Below are 25,176 nucleotides of genomic sequence, written 5' to 3'. Positions count from 1 at the left end.
ATAACTGCTCACGGCTCACTGATAACTGATAACTGATAACTGCTCACGGCTCACTGATAACTGATAACTGATAACTGATAACTGATAACTGATAACTGCTCACGGCTCACTGCTCACGGCTCACTGATAACTATAGGTTTCAGCATCTAGAAGTGTGCCATCTAAGTCGGTGAAAATGATTAGATTTTTTGACTTTTTCATCCTATGATTTTATCGTATAGCAACCGCCAAGGATGTTAGGACACATAAGACTCTCTGGAGACGAGAGACGTAGGATGATACGTTTCTACAGTCTCAAGAGACTCTTATGCTCCACATAATAATTATCAATTAGTTGTATAATTTCTTCATAGTCAAAATTATCCGCCAGTTTCAGCACCTGCGTGACAAAGGCAAAATAGTCAGAATTTAAGTGTTGGAGTCTCTCAATTACCTGCTGTACACCTTCAACGTCACCAATTTGAGCAGCTTCATACAGCGGAAGCAGTTCTTCTAGAGGTGGTACTATTATGTCGGATTCTGTAAAAAAACTTGTTATAATTTGATTTGAATTATCACCAACTTCCTGAGATAGAGTTGGGTTCGGGTTGGCATCAATCCCGGTAAAATATGACCCGGGTAAGTTCGTAGGTACGTCTAAGTCAAACCAAAATTTGCTGCCCACATTAGGAGTACTTTCCAGAAAAATTTTGCTTCCCATCAAGGCGATGATTTTTTGGCTAATGGTTAGTCCCAATCCGGTTCCTTCTGTACTATGTGAACTCTCCATCACTTGCTCGAATGGCAAGAATATTTTTACCCATTGTTCTGGAATAATTCCTATACCTGTATCCTCGATTTCAAAGCGAATTTTTGCACAAGTTATTTGGGCTTTATCCGTTTTATTGGGTAAGGTCTTTTTCTGCTGCTTCAGTTCACAACTGTAACTCATGACACTCACTTTTAAAGTGACAGTACCTTGATGAGTAAAGTTAATCGCATTAGAAAGCAGATTAATTAAAACTTGTCGCAGTCGCTTTTCATCAATATATATTTCTGGAGGCAGTGAATTGAAGGGAAGATAGGTGAATTTAAGTTTTTTTTCTTGGGCTTTGAACTGGAATAGTTCAGCGAGATTCGTTAAAAACAAACAAAAATCAATATCATCGGGAAATAATTCGAGTTTTTTAGCTTCAATTTTAGATAGATCTAAAATATCGTTAATCAGCGTGAGTAGGTGACTACCGCACTGATAAATAACGCCAAGCCCCTTCTGTTGCAAAGGAGTGCAATCTGTAGCTTTTTGCAGTAGTTGAGCGTAACCCAAAATCCCTGTGAGGGGGGAACGGAGTTCATGACTCATGTTAGCGAGAAACACCGTTTTGGCTCGATTGGCGGCTTCAGTTTGCTCAAGTGATTGGTGCAATGCGGCTTCGGTTTGCTGGCGAATCTGAATTTCTTCCAGTAGCTGTGTATTTTGCTCAACGAGTTGTTGAGAAAGTCTCTGGAGACGCAATTGATTCTCAACTCGCGCCACGACTTCTGGGGCTTGAAAGGGTTTAGTAATGTAGTCAACACCGCCAACGGCAAAGGCTTTTAGTTTATCAGCCGTTTCATTTAAAGCACTTAAAAAAATGACAGGAATTGAACAAGTGGCTGCGTCTTGTTTTAAGGTAGAGCAGACGGTATAGCCATCCATTTGCGGCATTTTGATGTCGAGGAGAATTAAGTCGGGCGGGTGAGAACGAACGGTTTCTAATGCAACCTGTCCACTAATTGCTTTTCTGATTTTGTAACCCTCTAACCTGAGAATGGCAGCCAAGGATCGCAGGTTATCTATATTATCATCTACAATTAAAATACTCGTTAGTTTTTCTGACATAAATCCTCTCTTATCGCGTTGAACTTCTTTTAAATTTGGCAGGATAAATTAGCCGGAATGGAGTATTCAGCGACTGTTTGATTTCTTCCTCCGGCTTTAGCTCGATACAGCGCTTTATCGGTTTGATTAATTAAGGTTTCAATGTTAACTAAAGGGTTAGGAATCAGACTGGACACGCCTAAACTTAAAGTGACATAGTGACTGATATCTGAACTAGCATGAATAATCTTGAGATTTTCCACGCTTTGGCGGATAGTTTCGGCAACATGAATCGCCCCCTGAGCATCTGTATTGGGTAAAATGACCGCCAATTCTTCACCGCCGTATCGGGCGACTAAATCGGCGGGACGTTTGACTATTAGGCGGATTTTTGTGGCTACTTTTCGCAGACAATCATCTCCGGCTTGATGTCCGTAAGTATCGTTATAGAGCTTAAAAAAATCGATATCCCCTAAAATTAAGGAAAGGGGGAGTTGCTCTCGAAAGAGTCGTTTCCATTCTCGATGAATGTATTGGTCAAATTTGCGGCGATTGGCGATTCCGGTTAAGCCATCGATAGTCACTAACTGTTTGAGTTTTTGATTTGCCTCAAATAAGGCAGTTTCGACTTTGATCCGCTGCATTAATGTGCCTAACTGAGCCGCGATAAGCTGAATCAATTCGATTAATCCGGGTTCGGGTTCACTCCTGGCTTGTTTGAAAAAGACTAAAATAGCTAACACGCGATCGCGAAATAAAATCGGAACACCTACACTCGTGTTCATATCCAGATTTAACGCCTTCTCAACACAAAGATAACAGCCAGCCGATTCGGCAGAAATCTCTGTACTCCATTCCGGCTTTTTCGACAACCAAACCCGCCCCGGTAGTCCTATATTCGGGGCAAACGTGGTGGTTATTCGATGATATCTGAATAAGTCAAAGGTGGGAGCGCGACTGTACCATCCCCGACTACATTCGAGGATAGTTCCTTTGGCATTGGGAATCCAAGCTTCGGCAAAATCCCAACCGATAGTCTGGCAAATTTTCGTTAACGTGATGGTTAGGGCAGAATGAAAATCATCGGTTTGACTAATCCTGTGGGTAAGGGTGACTAAAAGCTGTAATTGAGCATTTTGTTCCTGAAGTTTCTTTTTTTGAGCGAGGAGTTCTTGGCGTTGATGGGCAATTACTAAGTTATTGTTAACGCGGATTAATACTTCTTGCGCCTGGAAGGGTTTGATAATGTAATCCGCCCCACCAACGGTAAAGGCTTTTACTTTATCCGCTATATCATCTAAGGCACTCAAAAAGATAATTGGAATCCTTTGAGTGGCGGCGTTGGCTTTTAGAGTTGAGCAAACGGTATAGCCATCCATCTGCGGCATTTTGATGTCAAGGAGAATTAAGTCAGGCGGGTGGGAACGAATGGTTTCTAATGCCATCTTGCCACTAATCGCTTTTCTCACTTTATACCCAGCGCGGCTGAGGATGGCAGCCAGAGAGCGGAGATTATCGGGGTGGTCATCTACAATTAAGATATTCGCTTTAACCTCTAACATTGCTGCCCTCCTCCTGTTGGTTTAGTATTTTCTCTGGATAGTTGATGGTTCATCGTTGTCATAGCTAAGAGATTAATCGTGGATTGAGCGAGCTGAATAATCAGATGAAACTGGAAATTGTGGGCAAGATGCCTTAGAGTATTGATCACAAGAGTTTGGTCTGGCGGAATCTTCTCAATTAGCGACAAGATTTCTTCATCATCACAAAGCTGTGCCGCTTCAGAGAGCCTTTCAATCCAGGATAGAGGCATCACCGATAACCGTTCAGGAGTTAGCTGATTAAGGTTAACGGGTTGATCTTTTGAGTCAGAATCTGCATAAATATAGCGCACTCCTAAATAGTTTTCCATCTTGGCAAACAACGTTTCGACTTGAAAAGGTTTGCTCACATAATCATTACAGCCAGCTTGAAGTGCCGAGGTGCGATCGCCCTTGGAGGCATAAGCAGTTAGGGCGATAATAATAGGGGTTTTACCGTCTCCTTGGCAACGAATCTGTTGCGTCGCCTGATAGCCATCCATAATCGGCATCCGCATATCCATCCAGATCAGATGGGGTTGCCACTTCTGCCACAATGTCACGGCTTCTTGTCCATTTTTCGCCTCACGCACCTCTAATCCTGGAAGGGTTAACAGCTTGAGGATAATTTGGCGGTTTTCGGGTTTGTCGTCAACAACGAGAATCCGGTAGCAGGGTTGATTGGGAGCCAATCCAATAACTCGGCGGTAAGTTTGAACGGGTTCTATATCTGATGCATCAGCCAGGTGAACCGGAATCTCAAAGCTAAACGTGCTACCTTGATTCAGTTGGCTACTCACCTGAATATCACCACCCATGAGTTGGACAAACTTACGACTAATCGCTAACCCTAAACCTGTCCCTTCATTTGCCACTTTCCCGGCGTGAGTTTGGATAAAGGCATTAAAAATAATTCCTAATTCCGTTGGCGCAATTCCCACGCCGGTGTCGGAAATTTCAAAGCGAAGATGGTAAGCTTGTTCCTCCTGCTCTCTGCCTTCTGCCTGCTGAGGCTTAGGGTGGAGCGCTACTCGTAACCTAATACTACCCTTTTGGGTAAATTTAATCCCATTACTGAGCAGATTGATCAGAACTTGGCGCAATTTGTTACTATCTGCCTGGATATATTGGGGAACCTCAGCCGCCATATCCAAGTAAAGCTGCAACCCTTTAGCCACTGCTCTTTGCTGAAACATCTCCTGGAGCGATCGCACCAAGGCAATCAGGTCAAAACGGCTCTCATCGATGCTAATACATCCGGCTTCGATTTTCGATAAATCCAAGACATCATTAATTAAACTGAGTAAATGATTACCACTCTTATTAATAATGTCCAAATTTTCTTGTTCCTCTGGGGTAATCACCGGATCACGACTCATCACCTGGGTAAACCCCAAAATAATGTTGAGGGGAGTACGCAATTCATGGCTCATATTCGCCAGAAACATACTTTTTGCCTGATTCGCGGCTTCGGCGGCGGCTTTTGCCTGTTGTAGAGTTAACTCTGTCTGTTTGCGTTGAGTAATGTCTCGTAAGGCAATCACATAGGCAGGTTTTGAGAACCATTGAATCGGAGTTGCCTTCATTTCTGCCATCCGCAATTCCCCACTCGATTGCACCAATTCGATTTCTGTGGTTTCTGCCAAGGGCATTCCCCACTCATACTCAAGTAACGTGTCTAGAGTCATATCAAAAAGCTGGGCGGCGGCGGGGTTGGCAAAACAAACCTGACCCTGGTTATCGACTATCATGATCCCGTCGGAGGTAGCGGTAATGATGGTTTTGAGTCGGGTTTCACTGTGCTGGAGTTGTGCCTCAAACTGTTTGCGTTCGGTAATGTCGCGCACAAAGGCGGTGAATACCACCTGATTACCTAGTATTAGCTTAGAGACAGAGGCTTCCGCCGGAAACTCTGTGCCGTCTTTGCGGCGACCAAAAATAGCTTGGCGCTCTCCCATACGCCGTGCTTTCCCCTGAGACGGGCTGAAGCTTTTAATATGCTGATGGTGAGCAATCGTGTAGCGGTTGGGTAGAAGTAAAGCCAAGGGTTGATTCAACACTTCACTCACCCTATAGCCAAACATCTTTTCTGCCCCTTGATTAAATAAGATAATCCGTTGATTGGCATCGACGGAAATAATCCCATCACTGGCGATTTCCAGAATGCCGGCAAATCGAGCTTGGGAAGCCCGGAGTTTCTGTTCAATTTGGTGCCGGATTTGCAGTTGCTGTTGCAGTGCTTTGGTGCGTTCAGCTACCCGAACTTCTAGGGTGGCTTTTGCCTTTTGCAGATCGAGTTCGGTTTGCTTGCGAAGCGTCACATCCAGGGCGGTGCTAATCACCATGCGTCGCCCATCACTCAGCTTACCCAAGGGGGCGGAATAGAAATCCCAGATGCGAGTTGAGCCATTACGAGTCATAATGGTATATTCGCCTTCGGCAATGGAGTGATCCAGGCTATAGAGTCGATCAATGTTTTCCCGAATTAACTCTTGGCGAGTGCCGTAGGCTTTTTGGATCCAATGTGCGATCGTGGGTATGTCTTGATGGGTGTAACCTGTAAGTTGGGTCCAAGCCTGGTTAATCTGCACAACTTCGCCATCTTCAGCATGGAGCATAATCGGTATGGGTGAATAGAGTACAGCACGACGAAAGCGTTCCTGACTCTCTTGCAGCGCTTGTTCTGACTGTTTACGAGAGGTAATATCCGTCAGCGTCACCACACACCCTTGAACCTGTTTGTTGGAGTTCAACAACGCCCGCCCACTTAGGAGCAAATGGAATTGTTGCCCATCTTCTCGCCCCAAAATGACTTCAACCCCCTGAAATGTTTCCCCATTCAAAATAGTTGTCATCGAAAAGGGTTGGCTTGAGGTAGAAGACGATGCAGAAATCTCATCTGTCTCATCTTCCCTCTGATTAGATGGGGAAAAAACAAGTGGAAACACTACATCGAAGGGTTGAAATATAGGATTTTTTCCACAAAGTTTATGAGTAGCAAGACTGGTGCGGATAATGCTTCCGCTTTGATCACAGACCACAATCGCATCAGCCACTTGTTCTAGAATAGAACGAGCCAGTTTTTCTGCCGCTACTATTTTTTTTTGTCGTTTATTTTCAGTTAAGTCTGTTACGATTAAGCAATTTATATCAACTCCCTCTAGGGCTATTTTGGTGACCGATAGATGTACGGGTATCTCTGTTTCATCACTGGCGATGAGGCAGAATTCCCCTTGACTACATCCCACTTCATCTTGCTGCAATAGGGCTTCAAATGGGGGCATTTCCAGGGGGAGTAGGTATTGTTGAAAGTTAGAGCCAATAACGGTTTCTAAGTTTCTTTTCAAAAGCTTGGCTAAACGATGATTACAATACAGCAGCATTCCTGTAGATGTCAGGGTAGCGGCTCCTTCTTTCATTTGTTCCACAAAGAGTCGATAGGGTTCATCGGCACTCTGTAAGGTAAAAATCTGGTCGCCTTCAGGTCCGGATACGACTAATGCATCCACCTCACCCTGGCGAATTGCCTGCAATGTTTCTTCCGCGACACTCAGGCGATCGCGTAAGTCTTGAATTTCTTGTTCTAATTCCTCCCGTGTTTTTTCTTTCATCGATTTAATCCCAATTTTCCATGATGTTGCACCCTATCCTAAGCCTCTGGGATAGGAGAATTTATTCATTACACGATTAGAGATAAATGGTATAATATTGGGTAATTTATATAGGATAATTTTTCGGCACAATATCTAGCCCCACAATAATTTTTTCGGTCTTGGACATATTACCAATAATTCGTTGTAATGGCAGGGGCAGTGTTTTAATCAGGGTGGGTGTGGCAAAAATTTGCGCTTGCTGAGCCAGTTCCGGCTGTTGATAAATATCAATAATCTCCAAGGTGTATCGTTGGGGAAGATAGTCTTCACAGATCCTCTTGATTGTTTCAATGGCGCGGATAGACTTTAACGTCGTTCCAGCAACATACAAGCGGAGACAGTATTCAACCCTGTTGTTTTGAATCAGAGCTTGCTCAAAGGCGTCTGTGGAACTTTTTAGATTTTTTTCATCCATGATTTTATCCTATTTCTTTACCATAATAGTCCTATGCCCTTAAGCCTGCTACCTCCTCGCCTCTGCATTCATGTAGTGGCTCGCCGCAAATCGAGTCCCACCAAAACTTTTTCGGTATTGGATAAATCACCAATAATTTGTTTAATCGGTGGCGGGAGTTTTCGCACTAATGTCGGAATTGCCACAATTTTGTCTCCTTTGGCAAGTTGAGGATTTTCTAATAAATCAATCACTTCGATATGATATTGACTATTCAGGTGTTCCTCACAGATTTTTTTTAAGTTAGCAAAGGCTTTAATTGATTTTGGAGTTTGTCCTGCCACATAGAGGCGCAATTGCCAAATCTCTGGTACGGGAATGCTGATTTCTGTTTGAATTTCCATAATTAAAAATACTTGATAGGATCTGTTAGTTTTAATCGACTGATACTAGGGAAAAGAATTTCCCCACACCCCAAAAACTACCCGCCCCTTCAAGGGAGATCCGCCTGACGAAGCTGCGCGATCGCGACTCGGTTATGTTGTAGATTATCGTAGTGGGATTGCTCCTGTTGTATCATCGTCTCTATATCTTCCTGTTCCCGTTCCAGTTGCGCTTGCAAGGCGGTGATTTGGGATTGGATAACCGCTTTCTGGCGGGCAAAATCCCGGCGCTTGCGTTCAAACTCCTGTTTTCGGGTCAAATTGGCGGCGTTTTCTTTTTCCTCTTGAATTCTTCGCGCCGTACCCGTCAGCACGATTCCTTCTCCCAAATACACATCGACTAACTCGACTCCCTGGTTGGTAAATTTTAATTCCCGCACCTGATGGGAGTGTTCCATCCCACGAGATTTAAGGATAAAAAATATACGGTTGCGTTCGCCATTAGTCTCCACAAAGCGCACCTCTAACCACGTATCCATTAACGAGGAAACACCCATCTCAGTCTGCTCCATCGGCATCCCCCCTTGAATTAAATTCGTCAAGAAGACGGTAATTTGTTGAGATTTTAGCAGATCAATCAGACGGAAAAGAAAGGCTTTTGCCTGAGAGACAGTACCCCCCATGGTAAGATTACTCATTGGGTCAATAATCACAACCGTTGGCTGAAATTCTTGGATTAAACTGTGGATTTGTACCAGGTGCATTTCTAAGCCAAAAGCCGTCGGGCGTCTCGCCTGAAACCTTAACAAGTCTTGGCTGACAAATTCGGCTAAATTAATGCCCACTGAGCGCATATTGCGGATAATTTGCTGCGGGGCTTCTTCAAAGGCAAAATAGAGACAGCGTTCGCCCTGACGACAAGTGGCTTCAGCAAAATGGGCGGCTAGGGTAGTTTTCCCCGTTCCCGCCGTACCCGTGATCAGAATACTGCTACCGCGAAAGTATCCCTCCCCTCCCAGCATGGTGTCGAGGCGTTCAATACCACTTGATATTCGTTCCTCGGTTACGGTATGATCTAATCCCACTGATGTAATCGGTAACACAGTAATCCCCTCTGAATTAATCAGAAAAGGATAGTCATTTGTGCCGTGATTAGAACCCCGGTACTTGACAATTTGCAACTTGCGGGTTGAGATATCTTCAAAGAGGCGGTGATCGAGGCGAATCACGCAATCGGAAACATACTCCTCAATGCCATAACGAGTCAGGGATTTTTCCCCTTTTTCCCCCGTGACAATCGCTGTAACCCCTTTCGTTTTCAACCAGCGAAACAACCGCCGCAACTCTGCCCGGACAATCGCTGTATTCGATAAGCCGGAAAAAAGCACTTCAACGGTATCTAAAACAACTCGCTTAGCACCGATGGTGTCAATGGCACTTCCGAGGCGAATAAATAAAGCTTCTAAATCATAGTCCCCAGTTTCTTCAATCTCCTGCGGGTCAATATAAACATAATCAATCGAGAGTTTTTTCGCCGCCGTCAGTTCGTCCAAATCCCAACCCAAGGAGGCGACATTTTGGGTCAATTCTGCCGCCGTTTCTTCAAACGCCATGAACACTCCGGGTTGTGAGTAGTCTAGGATACCCCGGACGAGAAACTCCATCCCCATTAAGGTCTTACCACACCCGGCTGTTCCACAAACCAGGGTTGTTCGCCCTAAGGGTAATCCCCCATCAGTAATGTCATCCAATCCTTTGATCCCCGTGGGGCATTTGCGAAGTTGATTTTTGGCTAATGTGGTTTGTGACAAGGATTGCCTCTCCTAGAATTTTGTCAGTCGTGGATTGGTGAAAATTAGCCACCATTATCCATCACCTCATTTTATCGGGAAAAAATGAGGAATTTATGACGGAGGCAGGGGGATTTACGCCATTGTGGTTAAAGGGGAGTGGGTGAGGGGGAGAGGGCAGAGGGCAGAAGGAAAGAGGGTTTTAGTCTCTTAACATTTGTTGACATTAAGGTTTAAATGCCGAACAGCTTAGACTGGTAATAATTAAGATAAACTTCTACACTCGTAGACTATTCCCATGCCCCCATGACTCGATTTCCTCACGACCAATTCGCCAAGGACTATCTTGAGCAACTCTTGTCCCCCATCGGAAAAGTGGAAACCAGTCGCGACATTGCTGGGGAAGTGCGAGAGGTTGACGTTTTATTTATCCCCACCTCTATCTCAGATGACTACATCCTCTCTCTGGGACTTTTAGGGCGCTTTGTCACAACTGCTGCTGTCTTTGAACCCTTTCGCAACGCCGTCACTGCCGATCAAATTTGTGATTGTCTGGCTAAACTGTTTGACCTACATCGGGAATTGAGACGACGCGCCAGACGGGAATCCACTTCCATTAATCTGAATGAACTCTCCCAATTATGGATACTCACCCCCACCGCCTCAACACCCTTACTCGATAGCTTTGGAGCCTTCAGTGATGAGCAAAACTGGTTAAGTGGACTCTACTTTCTCCCCCAGGCTTTCCGAACAGCCATCGTTGTCATCCACCAACTCCCCCGTACCCCCCAAACCCTATGGCTGAGACTTCTGGGAAAGGGCAGAGTCCAACAGCAAGCCATCGCGGAAATCACCGCATTACCCGAAAACAGCCAACGGCGGGAGTCTACGCTAGAGTTATTGTATAACTTGCAAGCCAACTTACAAGCCAATCAAGAACAACCCTTAGATACAGAGGAGAGGGAGTTAATTATGGCATTAGCACCCCTTTATCGGCAACAACTGGATGCGGCTCGACAACAAGCCAGGGAAGAAGCTATGCAACAGGGATTACAACAGGGATTACAACAGGGATTACAACAGGGATTACAACAGGGATTACAACAGGGATTACAACAGGGACAACGGCTGATTATCGAAAACGTTCTCCAGACTCGCTTGGGACAGTTAACCTCTACCCTCGCTGCTTTAATCACTCCCTTATCGGCATTGCCCTCTCAGCAGTTAACTCCCTTTCTACTGCAACTGTCTCAACTCGAAAATAGTGAATCAGGAATTCAACAGGCACAGCGTTTCATTGTCGAAAATTTACTCAGAATTCGTTTTGGAGAATTGGATGCTCAACTCACCGCACTGGTTACTCCTTTATTAGGATTACCCCCCCAAGACTTAAGCCAATACCTCTCACAATTGTCTCAGTTATCCCGTGAGCAACTCCTGGCTCGATTTCCCCAAGCCAGTTCTTAAACGTGCCGTTGTCGTTCCCTCACAGGAGCGTCCTAATCGATGTGTCTACTGCTATAAATGACGTAGCTTGCTTCTTTTCGGGAAGCGAGTATGAAAAAGAACTAGATATTACCTGATTCTTTGTAAACTGGCAATGTAAAATAAAAGGTACTCCCAGAACCGAGGGTACTTTCCGCCCAAATTTCCCCCCCATGTTGCTGTATAATACTGCGGCAAATCGCCAATCCTAAACCAGTACCTCCTTTTTGGCGAGAATCGGAAACATCGACTTGCTGAAATCGCCCAAAGATGCGTTCAAGATGCTCAGGGGGAATTCCGCGTCCTTGATCTGTAACTTGAAATAAAATAGAATCTGAGTAATAGTTGGCACTCACGGTGATCGTCGTATTGCTATCAGAGAACTTGATTGCATTACTCAACAGATTTGTCAGGGTTTGAATAATGGTATCAGGGGCAACATAGACTTTAGCCGATAGGGGAGTCACCCGGATAGAAATTCCTGCTGCATCCGCGATCGCTTCTATCGCCTCCACGGAATGTTGGATTAAATCTGTCACCTCACAAAGTTCCTTGACTAGCGTCACTTGACCGGAATCCAAGCGTTCTAAGCTGAGGATGTCATTCACCAGGCGCCCTAAGCGATCGCAGTCTCCCGCTGCAATCTCTAGCATCCGTTTGGCTTTTTCGGGTTGATTATCATAGACTCCCATCTTGAGTAAACCCAGAGAACCACGCATTGAGGTGAGGGGGGTGCGAAGTTCATGACTAACTAGGGAGATGAATTCATTTTTCATCCGTTCTATGGCTTGACGCTGGGTAATATCTTCACCAATACTCATGGTTCCTGCGATCGCGCCAGTAATATCTCGTAACACAGTATTATTCCAAGCAATCAGTCGTTCTTCACCGGATTTCGTCAGAATCAAGTGCTGGTAGTAGGTGTGGCTGTTGTGGTATAAGAGTTCATGAAAAACCTGTTTAAGCTGCTGCTGATCGGAGGATGGGATAAACGTATTGAACCAGTTTTTGCCTAAAACTTCGTCTTGAGTATAGCCAGTTAAGCCTAAGCCAAAGGGATTCATATACTCCACATCCCCCTTCCAGTCTAAGCCGACAACCATCAGTTGCACATTCTCCAACAGCGAGCGCCATCGACGTTCAGTTTCTTGCAGGATCTGTTGTGTCTGATGACGTACACGAATCTCTTGCTGTAAGCAGGTATTTTGTTCGGTGAGTTGCTGGGTTAAAGCCCGCAGTTTCAGGTGAGTCTTGACGCGAGCTAAAATCTCTTCAAGCTGAATCGGCTTGCTGATATAGTCTACAGCGCCCAGCTTTAGCCCCTTAATCTTGTAACTGGGATTCGCGCGATCGGCAACCGCCGTCATAAAAATAACGGGAATATCTTTAGTTTTCTCCTGAGATTTTAAACGACGACAGACTTCAAACCCGTCCATTTTTGGCATCACCACATCCAACAAGATCAGATCCGGTAAGGTTATTGCCAAAGTTTTTAACGCTTGGACACCACTTTTAACCGCGAGGACATTAAACCCTGCCTTAATTAAACAATCTGAGACTAATTGAAGATTAGCCACAGTATCATCAACTAATAATATTTTGGGCAATAGGGAGGACATGAAAGGATTGGCATGACTGAATTGGGCAAAAAGCGGCAGGTTGCCATTTTCATTTTTACATAATTTGGCTGGTCTGAACTCAGACTTTGTACCCTTTTGCTCAATCCTATTTTCGTCATCAAGTCATCTTTATTTATTGCCGTCTTGACTGCTAATTCAGGTTAATGACTCACCATCCAAGGGCGTCCATTCTTCTGCTGACTATACTGGGGCGTTGTTGATTCCGTAGAACGCTTTACCAGTCGCGGTTCCTTTTGCTTGGGTAAACTCCCCGAACTTAAATTCACCATGGGCGCAGAAAATACCCGTTTCGCCACTACCTGACAGGTTGGACAAAGCATTGGTGTTCCCGCTTCTGCCAATGTGCGCCATTTCTCAAAATCCCCACAAGTATCACAGCGAAACTCATACAACGGCATATCTTTTTCTCTCCTTTTATATATCCTAGGGTGGGCATTGCCCACCCGCCTCATCTGAGCGTGCTATTCGACTTAAGTAGGGTAGAAATAAGTAACCCCTTAACAATGGACTTATGCCTTCTTCTACTAAGTTGGCAGAATCGGCTGCTCAAAAATTTCTGTAGGTAAGGCTAAGGTACAACAGGCATTAGGAATATCCACAATTCCACTGATCCGCCCTTCAATAGGCGCACAACTTAAAAGTAAATAAGCTTGTTCTCCCGTAAAACCAAAATTTTTCAGGTATTCAATTGCATTTAAACAAGCCCGTCGATAGGCGACATGGGCATCTAAATAATATTGCTGTCCAGTCACTTCATCAACAGAAATCCCCTCAAAAACTAAATACTCTGAATAACGTGGTTCAACAGGTCCCGGCTTAAAAATCGGATTAATCATCCCATATTTTTCTACACCCCTTTTAATAATATCGACATGCAAGTCAATATAACCCGACATTTCAATCGCACCGCAGAAAGAAATCTCACCATCGCCCTGGGAAAAATGAATATCTCCCATAGATAGTTTCGCCCCATCTACATACACCGGAAAATAAATCCGCGATCCTCTCGATAGATTCTTGATATCACAATTTCCCCCATGTTCACGCGGCGGAACTGTGCGGGCGGCTTCAGCGGCAACTCGGTCAAATTCTGCCCCTTTCAACGAACCTAAAATTGCATTTTGCGGGTTGGGTAATGCGGCTAAGGGTGGCACACGATTAGGATTTGTTGCCACCAATTCAGCTTCCCGTTTATTCCATTTTGCTAATAAATCTGCCGACGGCGCACAACCAATTAATCCCGGATGAGTAATTCCCGCAAATCGCACGCCTGGAATATGACGAGAACGAGTATAAATACCCTGTAAATCCCAAATGGCTTTAGCCGCATTGGGAAAATGATCCGTGAGAAATCCGCCGCCATTTTCTCTGGCAAAAATACCCGTAAATCCCCATTCATCCCCCGGTAATGCGCCAATATCTAATAAGTCAACAACCAGAATATCGCCCGGTTGCGCCCCATTCACATAAATGGGTCCACTCAACACATGCACCACCGTTAAATCCACATCCCGCACATCATCTGGGTTATCATTATTTTTAATTTGCCCATCTGTCCAATCTTTACATTCAATGCGAAATACATCCCCAGGATTGACAGAAACCACGGCGGGAATATCAGGATGCCAGCGGTTATGACCGACTAACTCCTGTTCTGACATGGGTTTAGTTAGGTCTACTTTAAATAGAACGTCGGGCATAGAATTCTTTGATCAATGGATTATTTTGTTAGAACTATTCAACGAGAAAAGAACGAATTATTACTGTATAATTAACTACAAAAATCAATCACTCATCTGACTCAAGCGCTGATGGCTTGACGTAACCATTGAATTTGACTCCATTGTTCCGTTTTATGGGTTAGCTTTATGGGGATTTCAATGATAAACTCTGTCCCGATACCAGATTGAGAATTAAAGGTAATTTTTCCTTTGTGTTTTTCAATGATTTGATAACTTATCGCCAATCCCAATCCTGTCCCTTGTCCTACAGGTTTGGTGGTGAAAAACGGTTCAAATAAATGCTCTTGCAAATGGGCGGGAATGCCTAAGCCATTATCGGATATCCGAATAATAACAGTCGAATTTAACTCAGAAATTTCCGTACTAATCTTAATCTGGGGTTGAAAGGAATCATTCTGTTTGTTTTTTCCTTCTAACGCATCAATGGCATTATTCAATATATTGATAAATACTTGATTAAGTTGACCCGGATAACATTCAATTTTAGGTAATTTACTGAATACTTTAGTGACTTCAATCGCCGCTCGGTTGGGCTTTTTAGTGAATCGATTCTGTAAAAGTATTAAAGTACTATCCAACCCCTGATGTAAATCAGTTGTCTTCATTTGTGCTTCATTTAAGTGCGAAAAATGCTGTAGCGATCGCACAATTTGCTGAATCCGAACTACGCCGTCTCGAATAGAGTTGAGGGCTTTGGGAAAGTCTGTCCTGAGAAAGTCAAGCTCAACGGCTTCCATTGCATCTTGAATTGGGGCATTTGGGTGAGGATAATGCTGTTGATAGAGATCGATCAACTTGAGCAAATCCCGCCCATATTGATGGGCAAAGCTAACATTTCCGGCAATAAAGCTGATCGGATTATTAATCTCATGAGCAATACCCGCCACTAACTGTCCCAAGGATGCCATTTTTTTCGTTTGTACCAACTGCGCTTGGGTATTTTTAAGTTCACACAAGGCAAGTTCTAACTGATAGGCTTTTTTTCGTTCCCCGGCTTCTGACTCCCGCAAAGCCTCCTCAGCTTTTCTGCGATCGCTAATATCCCGATGAGTCCCCGTCATCCGTACTGGATTACCCGCTTCATCCCACTCAAAGACTTTACCACGAGACAAAATCCACTTCCATTCCCCAGTTTTACATTGCATACGAAATTCGACTTCATAGGTAGGAATTAACCGATCAAGATAAGCATTCAATACCGCTTTCACTCTCATAAAATCATCAGGATGCACCAACTTCTGAAAGGATTTAAAGTTATTTTCGATCTCGTCTTGTTCATACCCCAGCATTGTTTTCCACTGAGGATTAAAATAAATATATCCAGTGGTTAATTGCCAATCCCACAAACCCAAATCGCTACCAGATAACGCCATTTGCAGTCGTTCTTCGGAAATGCGTAAGGCTGACTGAATTAAAACCTGTTCCGTAATATCATTAAGGGTGCCTGTGGTTCCAGAAACCGTACCATCGGCGGCAAAATTTGTCTGCGCCTGTACCTCCAACCAGCGAATGTCACCCGATTTTGTCAGATAGCGCACCGTAGGGCGACAGGATTGTTTAACTCCAGTAATCAGGGAATCAAAGTTGTCTCGCCCCTTTTGCCAGTCATCAGGATGAATACCCTTTAAAAATGATGTACCGATACTTTCAGCGATTGAAAAGCCAGTAATTTCTGTCCAAGCCCGATTTATAAATGTCCAATGTCCCTGGGTATCGGTTTGGAAAATGACTTCTTTGACATTATCAAGAACGGAACAATATTTTTCCTGATTCAGACGTTGAGATTCTTGGCGTTGCTGTTCGTCAATAGCATGACGCAATGCCCGAATAAATCGGTAACTTTTCAGATTTTCCGTCACCTGATCATCGGGTGTCCCCGCTTGAATAACTTGTAGGTTTACTATTTGATTTTCGTTAGCGCTTAATCCGAGAATTGGCAGAGTTAAGCCTAAATGTTTGATCTGAGTAACAGTATCGAAAAGGTGAGGATCAGCCGGGGAAACATGAACAACGAGAAGATCAAACTCTTCCTGACTTAATCGAGCTAGGGCTTGACGGCTCTGCCTAACTTGTTGAATAATAAACGAATATTGAATTTCAGAACATAATCCTTCTCCCAATAGTTTTAGGGTTTGGTAACCCTCTTCGACGATGAGAACCTTTAGCGATATAGGGTTCGGGTTGAGCGTAGGGTCTAGCACCGATAACATAAGATATGCCTAAGAATCTGTTTCTACTCAGTTGGACTGTTATTTAAGAGGGAAGATAGTGCTGTAACAAGTTAAACTGTGATAGTTTATTAACTGAACTACAGTTAGCACGCCTACTCTGCTTATAATTTCTATTCAGAATGGTTTAAAAGCTCTGCCAATTTATTCAAATCCAGATGAACCTTGTAATGGGTTTGCTCTAGGTAGAACCTCAGTTCAATAACCAAAGTTGGAGGTTACACTACGCCGAACTTGGGTATTTTTTGTAGCTTTTGTTACTATTTTTCAGGAATTCCAGCCTACAATTTTAATTACTGAACGGGTACTCTAGAGGCAGTAAGACGACACCCACAAAGTCGGTCAAGAACCTAGTATCAGTGATCCCTTAAGTAAATGCATTAACCTTTCCTAGCTTAGGGCTGATTACAGGCTTATAGTTGTGACTTCATGATAGTTAGGGATTTGGTCATGAATTCATATTTTTAATATAGATTTAATTTATGCTTAATATAACTTAAACTTACTCACAAACTATTCCTTGTTCGTTGTCATTTATCGGGGGTAGTTGACTCTACTTACCTAGGGAGGTGGGAACTATCGACAGACAAGATGGGCTAGTGTAGCCGCCTTTTCGTCAAATAACTCCACAGCAGGTAGGTTGGGTTGAGGTAACGAAACCCAACGTTTTACTGGGTTTGTTGGGTAACGCTTGCGCTCTACCCAACCTACAATTTTTCTTAACCGAGCAGTATTGGGAACTATTTAATCAGAAACACCAAATCCTCCACCTCCAGGCGTCTCAATCACAAAAATATCTCCCGCCTCCATTTCCACAACCGCCGTATTTACTAATTCCTCAACCGTTCCATCCTGACGTTCCACATAATTCTTCCCCACAGCACCCGCTTCACCACCCTGTAACCCAAACGGTGCAACAATCCGATGTCCCGATAAAATTGCGGCTGTCATCGGTTGCAAAAACCGCATCCGCCGAATCACACCATTTCCCCCACAATGCTTTCCATTTCCACCACTATTCCCCCGAATACCAAACTGTTCTAATACCACCGGAAACCGCCATTCTAAAACTTCTGGGTCCGTTAAACGAGAATTAGTCATGTGGGTATGTACCGCATCCGCCCCATCAAACTCCGCCCCTGCACCAGAACCGCCACAAATGGTTTCATAATATTGATAATTCTGATTACCAAAGGTAAAATTATTCATCGTCCCCTGAGATGCAGCCATTACCCCCAACGCCCCATATAGCGCATCGGTAATCACCTGGGATGTTTCCACATTCCCCGCCACAACCGCCGCCGGATAACGGGGATTTAATAGACAACCTTCGGGAATAATAATGTCTAGGGGTTTGAGACATCCAGCATTCAGGGGAATATCATCATCGACTAAAGTACGGAAGACATAGAGAACCGCCGCTTTACACACCGCCGCCGGGGCATTAAAGTTATTCGATAACTGGGCGGATGTCCCGGTAAAATCAATCGTAGCGCGGCGATTTTCCCGGTCAATGCGAATGGCAACTTGAATCTGTCCACCTGTATCTAACTTATAGGTAAAACTGCCATCTTTGAGAACATCAATCACCCGCCGCACCGACTCTTCCGCATTATTCTGAACATGACCCATATAGGCTTGTACTGTGTCTAAACCCGACTGTGCCACCATTCGCCGCAACTCTTGCACGCCTTTTTCATTGGCAGCAATTTGAGCTTGTAAGTCCGCGATATTTTGGGTAATATTTCGCACTGGGTAAGTGCCAGATAGGAGTAATTTAGATAATTCTTTTTCTCGGAAACGTCCTGCCTCTACCACCTTAAAATTATCAATTAATACCCCTTCTTCGTCTACAGTTGTACTATCCGGTGGCATCGAACCAGGGGTAATTCCACCAATATCCCCATGGTGTCCCCGTGAAGCGACGTAGAATAAGGGTGTCGAATTTTTATCCCCCCTTGCCCCCCTTTGAAAGGGGGGTGTATTTGAGTCAGGGGAGGATGTAGGAGTGGGTTTTGTCGAAGATTGATTGGTTTTATCAAAAGTATCGCTAATCCCACTTTCTTCCAGGAAAACTGGGGTAATTACCGTGACATCAGGTAAATGGGTTCCACCATTATAGGGATTATTAATCGCGTAAACATCTCCAGGTTTGAGACTATCACCATACGCCTCAATTAAACTGCGAACGCTTTCACTCATTGAACCCAAATGCACGGGAATATGAGGGGCATTAGCAACCAGTTGTCCTTGTCCATCAAAAATAGCACAGGAAAAATCTAACCGTTCTTTAATATTTACCGAGTAACTGGTATTTTGTAGCGTGGTTCCCATTTGTTCGGCAATGGAACGAAATAGATTATTAAAGATTTCTAGCGTAACCGGATCAGGCTGGGAAAGTTCTGACTGTTGACTGTTGACTGTTGACTGTTGACTGTTGACTGTTGATTGTTGCGTCTTCTTTAAAATTAAATGATTCCGTTCAGTTACTTCAGCTTGCCAACCCGGTTCAATCACATTGGTTCCCGTTGTTTCAATAATTAATGCTGGCGCGGTAATAGAGTCTCCCGGTTGTAATTCCTCTCGCTTAAATACAGGGGTTTCGTGCCATGCATCGGCTGTATACATTTGCACCTTGGCGACAGATTGCGGCGGTTCTGAGCGGTGACGCTGAATCACGGGTTCTTCTGGCACATCCATCTGTTGGATCACTTCCACAGATACCGAATCCACAATTAAGGCTTTCTCTTCCACAATAAAACCATAACGCTGGCGATGCGCCTCCTCAAATTGCTGCCGCATCTCATCCACGCTACCGAAATCGACAATTAAGGGTGAGTCTGTCCCCTGATATTTCAAATGCACTTTGCGGATGACTTCACTATCAATTGGTGTGGATTCTCCTATATGAGTCGTCGCAATTTCATCTTTCCCGGCTGTTGTTAACTCGGCGAATATTTCCGCTAACGGAGTAATATCTGATGTCCCTACCGATAGTAACTCCTCGGTTAATTGGGCTTCTACCGAACGTTCCCGCAATATCCGCACATCTGCCAATCCCATCCCATAGGCAGATAATACCCCCGCATAAGGATGAAGAAATACCTGTTTCATCCCCAAGGCATCAGCAATTAAACAGGCGTGTTGTCCCCCCGCGCCACCAAAGCAACACAAGGTATAGTTTGATACGTCATAGCCTCGTTGTAAGGAGATTTTTTTAATCGCATTTGCCATTTTTTCGACGGCAATTGCCAAAAACCCTGCGGCGACGGCTTCGGGTGTTCGGTTATCTCCAATATCTGCAGCTAGTTGACTAAATTTCTCTCGCACCACCTGGTCATTTAAGGGTAAATTTCCATCAAGTCCAAAGACTTGGGGAAAGAACTCAGGTTGCAATTTCCCCACCATCACATTGCAATCAGTTACGGTTAACGGACCCCCCTGAGAGTAAGCAGCAGGACCGGGATTTGCCCCCGCCGATTCGGGTCCAACTCGATACCGCGCCCCATCAAATTTCACGATTGAACCGCCACCCGCCGCTACGGTATGAATGGACATCATGGGTGTGCGTAACCGGACACCCGCAATCTCGGTTTCAAAGGTGCGTTCGTATTCGCCGTTGTAATGGGCGACATCGGTAGAAGTACCGCCCATATCAAAACTGATAATCTGATCAAATCCGGCTAGTTGACTGGTTTGTACTGCCCCGACAATACCCCCCGCCGGACCGGATAAAATACTGTCTTTTCCCTGAAATGTGCGGGCGTCTGTGAGTCCACCATTGGACTGCATAAACATTAATCGGAGGGATTGTTGATTGTTAATTGTTGATTGTTGATTTTTGATTTCTCCGGCTAACTGACTAGAAACTTGGTTAACATACCGCCGGAGAATGGGGGATAAATAGGCATCGACAACGGTGGTGTCACCCCGACTGACTATTTTCATCAAGGGTGTGACATTATGGGAAACTGAGATTTGAGTAAACCCGATCGCACGGGCTAAGTTGGCAAGTTCCTGTTCGTGGCTCTTATAGCGATAGCCATGCATTAAGACGATGGCACAACTGCGAATTCCGCTATCATAAGCGGCTTGTAACTGCTGACGAGTGGCGTCTATCTGAAGGGGAATTAATTCGTCTCCGTGGGCGCTGTAGCGTTCCTCGACTTCAATCACCCGTTCGTAGAGCATTTCTGGCAAGATAATCTCACGGGCAAAAATATCGGGGCGGTTTTGATAGCCGATGCGGAGGGCATCTCGGAAGCCTTTGGTGATCATTAAAACAGTGCGATCGCCTTTTCTCTCCAGTAAGGCATTTGTGGCTACGGTTGTCCCCATTTTCACGGCATCAATCTGTTCGGTGGGAATTGGTGCATCAGCTTTAATTCCCATCACCTCGCGGATTCCCTGTACTGGCGCATCGGTGTAGCGATCGGGATTTTCTGAGAGTAGCTTGTGAATTACCAATTGTCCATCAGGGCGACGCGCCACAATATCGGTAAATGTGCCGCCGCGATCAATCCAAAATTGCCAGCCGTTATTAGATGTCATGGGTCTATTGCGAATGCCCTACTGTATGCCAGCACCTTTTCCAAAAATTGTATAATAATTCGGCATCCTGGTCATTGTATTGCTTGTTGTGCCGTTTGCGATCGCGCTCAATAGTAAGCCACAATTGCTGCAGTTGTTGGCAGGTGGTGCAGTGTTGAATTTGGCAGGCGATGGCGTTGAACCATTGGCGTAATTGGCGATAGCTGATGAATTGTCCGCCTTTGTCGCGGCGATGAACAAAGACGATATATGCCCAGGATTCCACACGCACGATTAGGTGTTTGGGGATTTTCAGGAGTCGGGCGATACTGCTGGGGGTGATCCGGAATTTCTGGGCGGGTTGGAGGCGGCGAAATAAAGGTGTCATGATGGCTTACCCTGTTGATTGATGGCTGCAACATCCGTGGCGACGCGATGAATTTCGGTCACTTGGGATGATTTTCTTATGCTTCAATATACAATGACACGCTTAATCACGTCAATACTTGCTTAAGCACAAGAGCCAACTGTAATGAATCGTAAGGTGTTACCATTAGACGAAGTAGTTAATCATTCGTGAACTTGAGTGCCTAGAGCCAGCACTGCTATAGGGGTTAGTCCCGTTATTAAGGAACAAGTACAGAAACAGGCGCAATCAACCCGATTGACCCTCAAAGAGGTTATTTACATGGGAATGCTGGCGATTGATGAACTCAGCGAACAGCGCCGCCAGGAATTAGCAGATAAAGTCCATCAGATGCAAATCAACGGCGAAATTTGAGCTTTAGCGACACAGGCGCGAGAATTTCGGCAGGTATTGCTGTGGTGGATTGAGGATTAACTTAGCACGAGTGCGATCGCAATCTGAGGGCGATTAGCTAGACAATCAGTATTGCTTTGACTGACTCGATCTGCTAGCTTTCAGTCTTGTAGTCTTTCCAGACCATAGAGAAGTCTGGTTTCATCATCCACGATAGCTGATTTAATTTGCTGTAGTGTTAGGTTTATACTTCCCCCAATGTCTGCTCCTTGTAGATTTGCTTCATTGAGATTGGCGTTTCCGAAGTCTGCCCCTTGCAAGTTAGTTTCTCTGAAGTTTGCCTCTTGCAGGTTGGCTCCCTTAAGGTTTGCCCTTTCCAGGTTAGCTTGGAAGAGGACTGCTTGGTACAAGTTCGCTCCACCAAAATTTGTCCTTTTTAGGTTGGCTTCTCTGAGATCTGAATCAGGCAATTTAGCTTGACAGAGAAATGCCCCCTCTAGATTGGCTTTAAATAAGTTTGCCTCTCGCAGTCTGGCTCCTTGGAGGACTGCATCTTGGAGTTTAGCCTCCCAGAGAAATGCCCCCTCTAGATTGGCTTTAAATAACTTTGCCTCTTGCAGGTTGGCTCCCTTAAGGTTTGCACCTTGCAGGTTGGCTTCAGTGAGGTTTGCACCTTGCAGGTTGGCTTCAGTGAGGTTTGCTCTCCTAAGATCTGTATTGCTTAAATTCAAAACTTCCTTGTCTTTATTTGAGTCACGCTGTCCGATAACAGTAAGGGCTGCTTGAATATCAGTGCGAAGTTTTTGTGGCTGCTGTTTATTCCCATCGCCCAAATCTTCCTTTAAAGGAGCATTCTCCCGCACGAAAGCCGATAAGACTTCCATAATTGTCCAATGATCTCTTTCCGAATCCTTAGCAATTCGTTCTAAAGCATAAATTCCACCCAAACGGATTGAGATGTTATCTGAACCTAGCTGTTCAATTGCCTTAGTAAAGCGTTCTGTGATTTGCCCCTGTTCTGCTATCTCAGCATTTTGTGTCGCCGCGATCGCGTTTTGTGTCGCCGCGATCGCATTCTTTTCAAAAGCTTCAGCTCGTTTAGCTCCATAGTAAACATTAAACAGAATCGCTATACCACCAAAAACTGTGGCTAGAATTTGAATGGATGTAGTAACTGACTTGATTGCCTGGTTCTTAAGCTCGAAAAAATCTTTTATGTCTAGGATTTCTTGTTGCTGTTGAATTGGGGTAACATTCAGCCACCAAAGAAAAGGCAAAACCGCTAATACTACCAAAGCAATAAATCCAACGACCAAGCGCACCAACCATAGCCTAAGTTCTCTCAAATCATCGATTTCATTAGCACTCATGACTTCTCATCTATCCGAAAAAGACGCGACTTGCTGTCCTTGTTAAGGTCATTATAGGCAATCCACCAGCAAACCAGCTACGCCCTTAATCTCTAACGTGATGGCTAGGCTTCATGCTCCATCAGCTACCCTAGGAATAACTACGACCCTACTATTCCCCACGGAGATATCAACCATGAGTACAATTCAACTCGATATTCCTGAAGAAATATTAATCAGTCTCAAAGAAACACCCGAAACCATTGCTAGAGAACTCCAGATATTAGCCGCCGTCAAACTATTTGAACTGGGAAAACTTTCATCCGGACGTGCCGCTCAATTAGCCGAAATCTCACGAGTAGAATTTCTGATATTACTAGGGCGTTATCAGGTATCTCCCTTCTATTTAACCCCAGAAGAATTAGAACAGGATATCAACAATGCCTGAACCCCTAATCATTGTCAACATATCACCCCTACTCTATCTCCACCAAGTTACTCCGCCTCAGAATCAATTCCGAGGCTCATAGCGAAAGTCGTCTGAAGACGACTAATAAGAAACAGAAAGTAGTGGCGTAATACACCTAATTTCATGAATTAACCTTACGCGCGGAAACCGTAGGGGCGCAGGCTCTTTGCGCCCGGTTCAATGATCAAATCTATTCCACAATTTTAGCTGTGTCAGTCTAGTACTTGAGTTCAAAGCCGACTGGAGCGTGCTATTGACCCTAACATGAATGGTACTGAAATTTTAGTTGGTGGGCGATGCCCACCCTACATCAAATTGATTGATTGAGACGGATTCAATATGTGAGTGACAACCCACTCCAAAAGGAGCAGGATAATTCAGCCAACCCCCAGTCATGCTAGAACAATAGAGGAAATTCCGGTGTTACATCCAACGACTCATCACCAGCGCCATCTATGCAATCTGCTCCCCTTGACGGTAATCCCTGTGTTTTGCTCGTAGAAACCGATGAAACCCTAGCTCAACGCATGAGTCTAGATCTAACAGAAGCTGGCTATCATACGGTTATCGCTACAGATGCGCCCAGTGGCTGGCATCAAGCTTGTCAACTCCAACCCGCTATGATGGTTGTAGATCAATTGCTTTCTGGTTCTGGAGAATCAGGTTTGAGTTTATGTACTCGCTTGAGAAAAGCCGGTTCTCGTGTCCCTCTAGTCTTACTCATCACTCGCGACGCGATCGAGGATCGAGTCGCCTGTTTAGAAGCGGGTGCTGATGATTTTTTCCTGAAACCCTATCGCGCTGACGCCTTTTTGCAGATGATACGTCTGTATCTAGAACCCGATACCAATACGAGTGAACAAGTCAGATTTGGGGATTTGGCGTTAGATTTGACGACGCGCCGCGCCATGCGGGGAGGACGAGTGATCGATTTGACGATGAAAGAGTTTGAACTGCTTAAGTATTTGATGACTCATCCCCGCGAAGTTCTAACTCGCGAACAGATTCTGGAAAATGTTTGGGGATACGATTTTCTGGGGGAGTCTAATGTGATTGAGGTGTATATCCGTTATCTACGTATCAAGATTGAAGATGAGGGCGACAAGCGCTTGATTCAAACCGTCCGGGGTGTCGGTTACGTTTTACGGGAATCCTAGTAGGGGCGAAGCTTTTGCGCCCAAATTTTTCGGTTCTACTGTTAAATTTTCATCGCAAAAGCTTCGCCCAGTCCACAGTACGCCCTAAACGTAAAGGGGATTCATGAACCCTAACCTACTTCGTTGAGGTTAGGGATTGGCAGAGGGAACCTGCTCCGAAGTCATGAATAGGGCAT

Annotated in this window: 17 protein-coding genes; 4 read left to right on the top strand and 13 right to left on the bottom strand. The window is 44.7% G+C overall.

Going from position 1 to position 25,176, the window contains the following annotated elements; genetic code table 11:
• Positions 1 to 286: 286 nt before the first annotated feature.
• The 6 genes from ACLGGO_RS28075 to kaiC form a co-directional block, all read right to left on the bottom strand.
• Positions 287 to 1,861 carry an ATP-binding response regulator gene (locus ACLGGO_RS28075; RefSeq protein ID WP_446421768.1) on the bottom strand — a complete coding sequence of 525 codons (1,575 nt, stop codon included), beginning with the start codon at positions 1,859 to 1,861 and terminating at the stop codon, positions 287 to 289.
• Positions 1,862 to 1,890: 29 nt separating this feature from the next.
• On the bottom strand, positions 1,891 to 3,402 hold the full coding sequence (locus tag ACLGGO_RS28070) for a diguanylate cyclase (RefSeq protein WP_446421767.1): 1,512 nt from the start codon (positions 3,400 to 3,402) through the stop codon (positions 1,891 to 1,893).
• Positions 3,396 to 7,031, bottom strand: coding sequence for a PAS domain S-box protein (locus tag ACLGGO_RS28065; protein WP_446421766.1), 3,636 nt, complete (start codon positions 7,029 to 7,031; stop codon positions 3,396 to 3,398). The genes ACLGGO_RS28070 and ACLGGO_RS28065 overlap by 7 nt, the downstream gene beginning before the upstream one ends.
• Positions 7,032 to 7,137: 106 nt before the next feature.
• The gene (locus ACLGGO_RS28060) at positions 7,138 to 7,488 is read right to left on the bottom strand and encodes a circadian clock KaiB family protein (protein WP_446421765.1); all 351 of its coding nucleotides are present in this window, start codon (positions 7,486 to 7,488) and stop codon (positions 7,138 to 7,140) included.
• Positions 7,489 to 7,556: 68 nt separating this feature from the next.
• Positions 7,557 to 7,871 (bottom strand): circadian clock KaiB family protein, encoded by a 315-nt coding sequence (locus ACLGGO_RS28055; protein ID WP_446337484.1) that lies wholly within the window; start codon positions 7,869 to 7,871, stop codon positions 7,557 to 7,559.
• Between the two features lie 89 nt (positions 7,872 to 7,960).
• Entirely contained in the window at positions 7,961 to 9,661 is a 1,701-nt protein-coding gene (gene kaiC, locus ACLGGO_RS28050; protein ID WP_446421764.1) for a circadian clock protein KaiC, read from the bottom strand.
• 285 nt (positions 9,662 to 9,946) lie between these two features.
• Here kaiC and ACLGGO_RS28045 point away from each other — a divergent pair, with 285 nt between their 5' ends.
• Positions 9,947 to 11,107 carry a flagellar assembly protein H gene (locus ACLGGO_RS28045; protein ID WP_446421763.1) on the top strand — a complete coding sequence of 387 codons (1,161 nt, stop codon included), beginning with the start codon at positions 9,947 to 9,949 and terminating at the stop codon, positions 11,105 to 11,107.
• A 101-nt stretch (positions 11,108 to 11,208) separates the two neighbouring features.
• Here the strand turns inward: ACLGGO_RS28045 and ACLGGO_RS28040 are convergent, their stop codons facing one another.
• The 6 genes from ACLGGO_RS28040 to ACLGGO_RS28015 all read right to left on the bottom strand — a co-directional run bounded on the left by ACLGGO_RS28040 (position 11,209) and on the right by ACLGGO_RS28015 (position 21,653).
• A complete protein-coding gene (locus ACLGGO_RS28040; RefSeq protein ID WP_446421762.1) occupies positions 11,209 to 12,744 on the bottom strand; it encodes a hybrid sensor histidine kinase/response regulator in 1,536 nt (511 codons plus the stop codon).
• Positions 12,745 to 12,905: 161 nt separating this feature from the next.
• Positions 12,906 to 13,163 carry an FmdB family zinc ribbon protein gene (locus ACLGGO_RS28035; protein WP_446421761.1) on the bottom strand — a complete coding sequence of 86 codons (258 nt, stop codon included), beginning with the start codon at positions 13,161 to 13,163 and terminating at the stop codon, positions 12,906 to 12,908.
• 126 nt (positions 13,164 to 13,289) lie between these two features.
• Positions 13,290 to 14,465: a formamidase gene (gene fmdA, locus ACLGGO_RS28030; protein ID WP_446421760.1), complete on the bottom strand. Its 1,176-nt coding sequence runs from the start codon at positions 14,463 to 14,465 to the stop codon at positions 13,290 to 13,292.
• A 101-nt stretch (positions 14,466 to 14,566) separates the two neighbouring features.
• Positions 14,567 to 16,717 carry a PAS domain-containing protein gene (locus tag ACLGGO_RS28025; RefSeq protein ID WP_446421759.1) on the bottom strand — a complete coding sequence of 717 codons (2,151 nt, stop codon included), beginning with the start codon at positions 16,715 to 16,717 and terminating at the stop codon, positions 14,567 to 14,569.
• Between the two features lie 762 nt (positions 16,718 to 17,479).
• Positions 17,480 to 21,286 (bottom strand): hydantoinase B/oxoprolinase family protein, encoded by a 3,807-nt coding sequence (locus ACLGGO_RS28020; RefSeq protein WP_446421758.1) that lies wholly within the window; start codon positions 21,284 to 21,286, stop codon positions 17,480 to 17,482.
• A gap of 4 nt (positions 21,287 to 21,290) precedes the next feature.
• Positions 21,291 to 21,653, bottom strand: a complete 363-nt coding sequence (locus ACLGGO_RS28015; protein ID WP_446421757.1) for a hypothetical protein — start codon at positions 21,651 to 21,653, stop codon at positions 21,291 to 21,293.
• Between the two features lie 198 nt (positions 21,654 to 21,851).
• On the opposite strand from ACLGGO_RS28015, the gene ACLGGO_RS28010 reads away from it, so the two are divergent.
• The gene (locus ACLGGO_RS28010) at positions 21,852 to 22,046 is read left to right on the top strand and encodes a hypothetical protein (protein WP_446337493.1); all 195 of its coding nucleotides are present in this window, start codon (positions 21,852 to 21,854) and stop codon (positions 22,044 to 22,046) included.
• 140 nt (positions 22,047 to 22,186) lie between these two features.
• On the opposite strand, the gene ACLGGO_RS28005 is transcribed toward ACLGGO_RS28010, so the two are convergent.
• The gene (locus ACLGGO_RS28005; protein WP_446421756.1) at positions 22,187 to 23,395 is read right to left on the bottom strand and encodes a pentapeptide repeat-containing protein; all 1,209 of its coding nucleotides are present in this window, start codon (positions 23,393 to 23,395) and stop codon (positions 22,187 to 22,189) included.
• Between the two features lie 175 nt (positions 23,396 to 23,570).
• Here ACLGGO_RS28005 and ACLGGO_RS28000 point away from each other — a divergent pair, with 175 nt between their 5' ends.
• Together ACLGGO_RS28000 and nblR are read left to right on the top strand one after the other, a co-directional pair.
• Complete coding sequence (locus ACLGGO_RS28000; protein WP_446421755.1) at positions 23,571 to 23,822, top strand: UPF0175 family protein; 252 nt, start codon at positions 23,571 to 23,573, stop codon at positions 23,820 to 23,822.
• A 476-nt stretch (positions 23,823 to 24,298) separates the two neighbouring features.
• A complete protein-coding gene (gene nblR, locus ACLGGO_RS27995; RefSeq protein ID WP_446421754.1) occupies positions 24,299 to 25,000 on the top strand; it encodes a response regulator transcription factor NblR in 702 nt (233 codons plus the stop codon).
• Positions 25,001 to 25,176: the final 176 nt, after the last annotated feature.

This window comes from Coleofasciculus sp. (genome assembly GCF_046565525.1).
Classification (GTDB): Bacteria; Cyanobacteriota; Cyanobacteriia; order Cyanobacteriales; family Coleofasciculaceae; genus Coleofasciculus.
The sequence above is the reverse complement of the archived record's forward strand: the minus strand, read 5'-3'. Positions and strand labels throughout refer to the sequence as shown.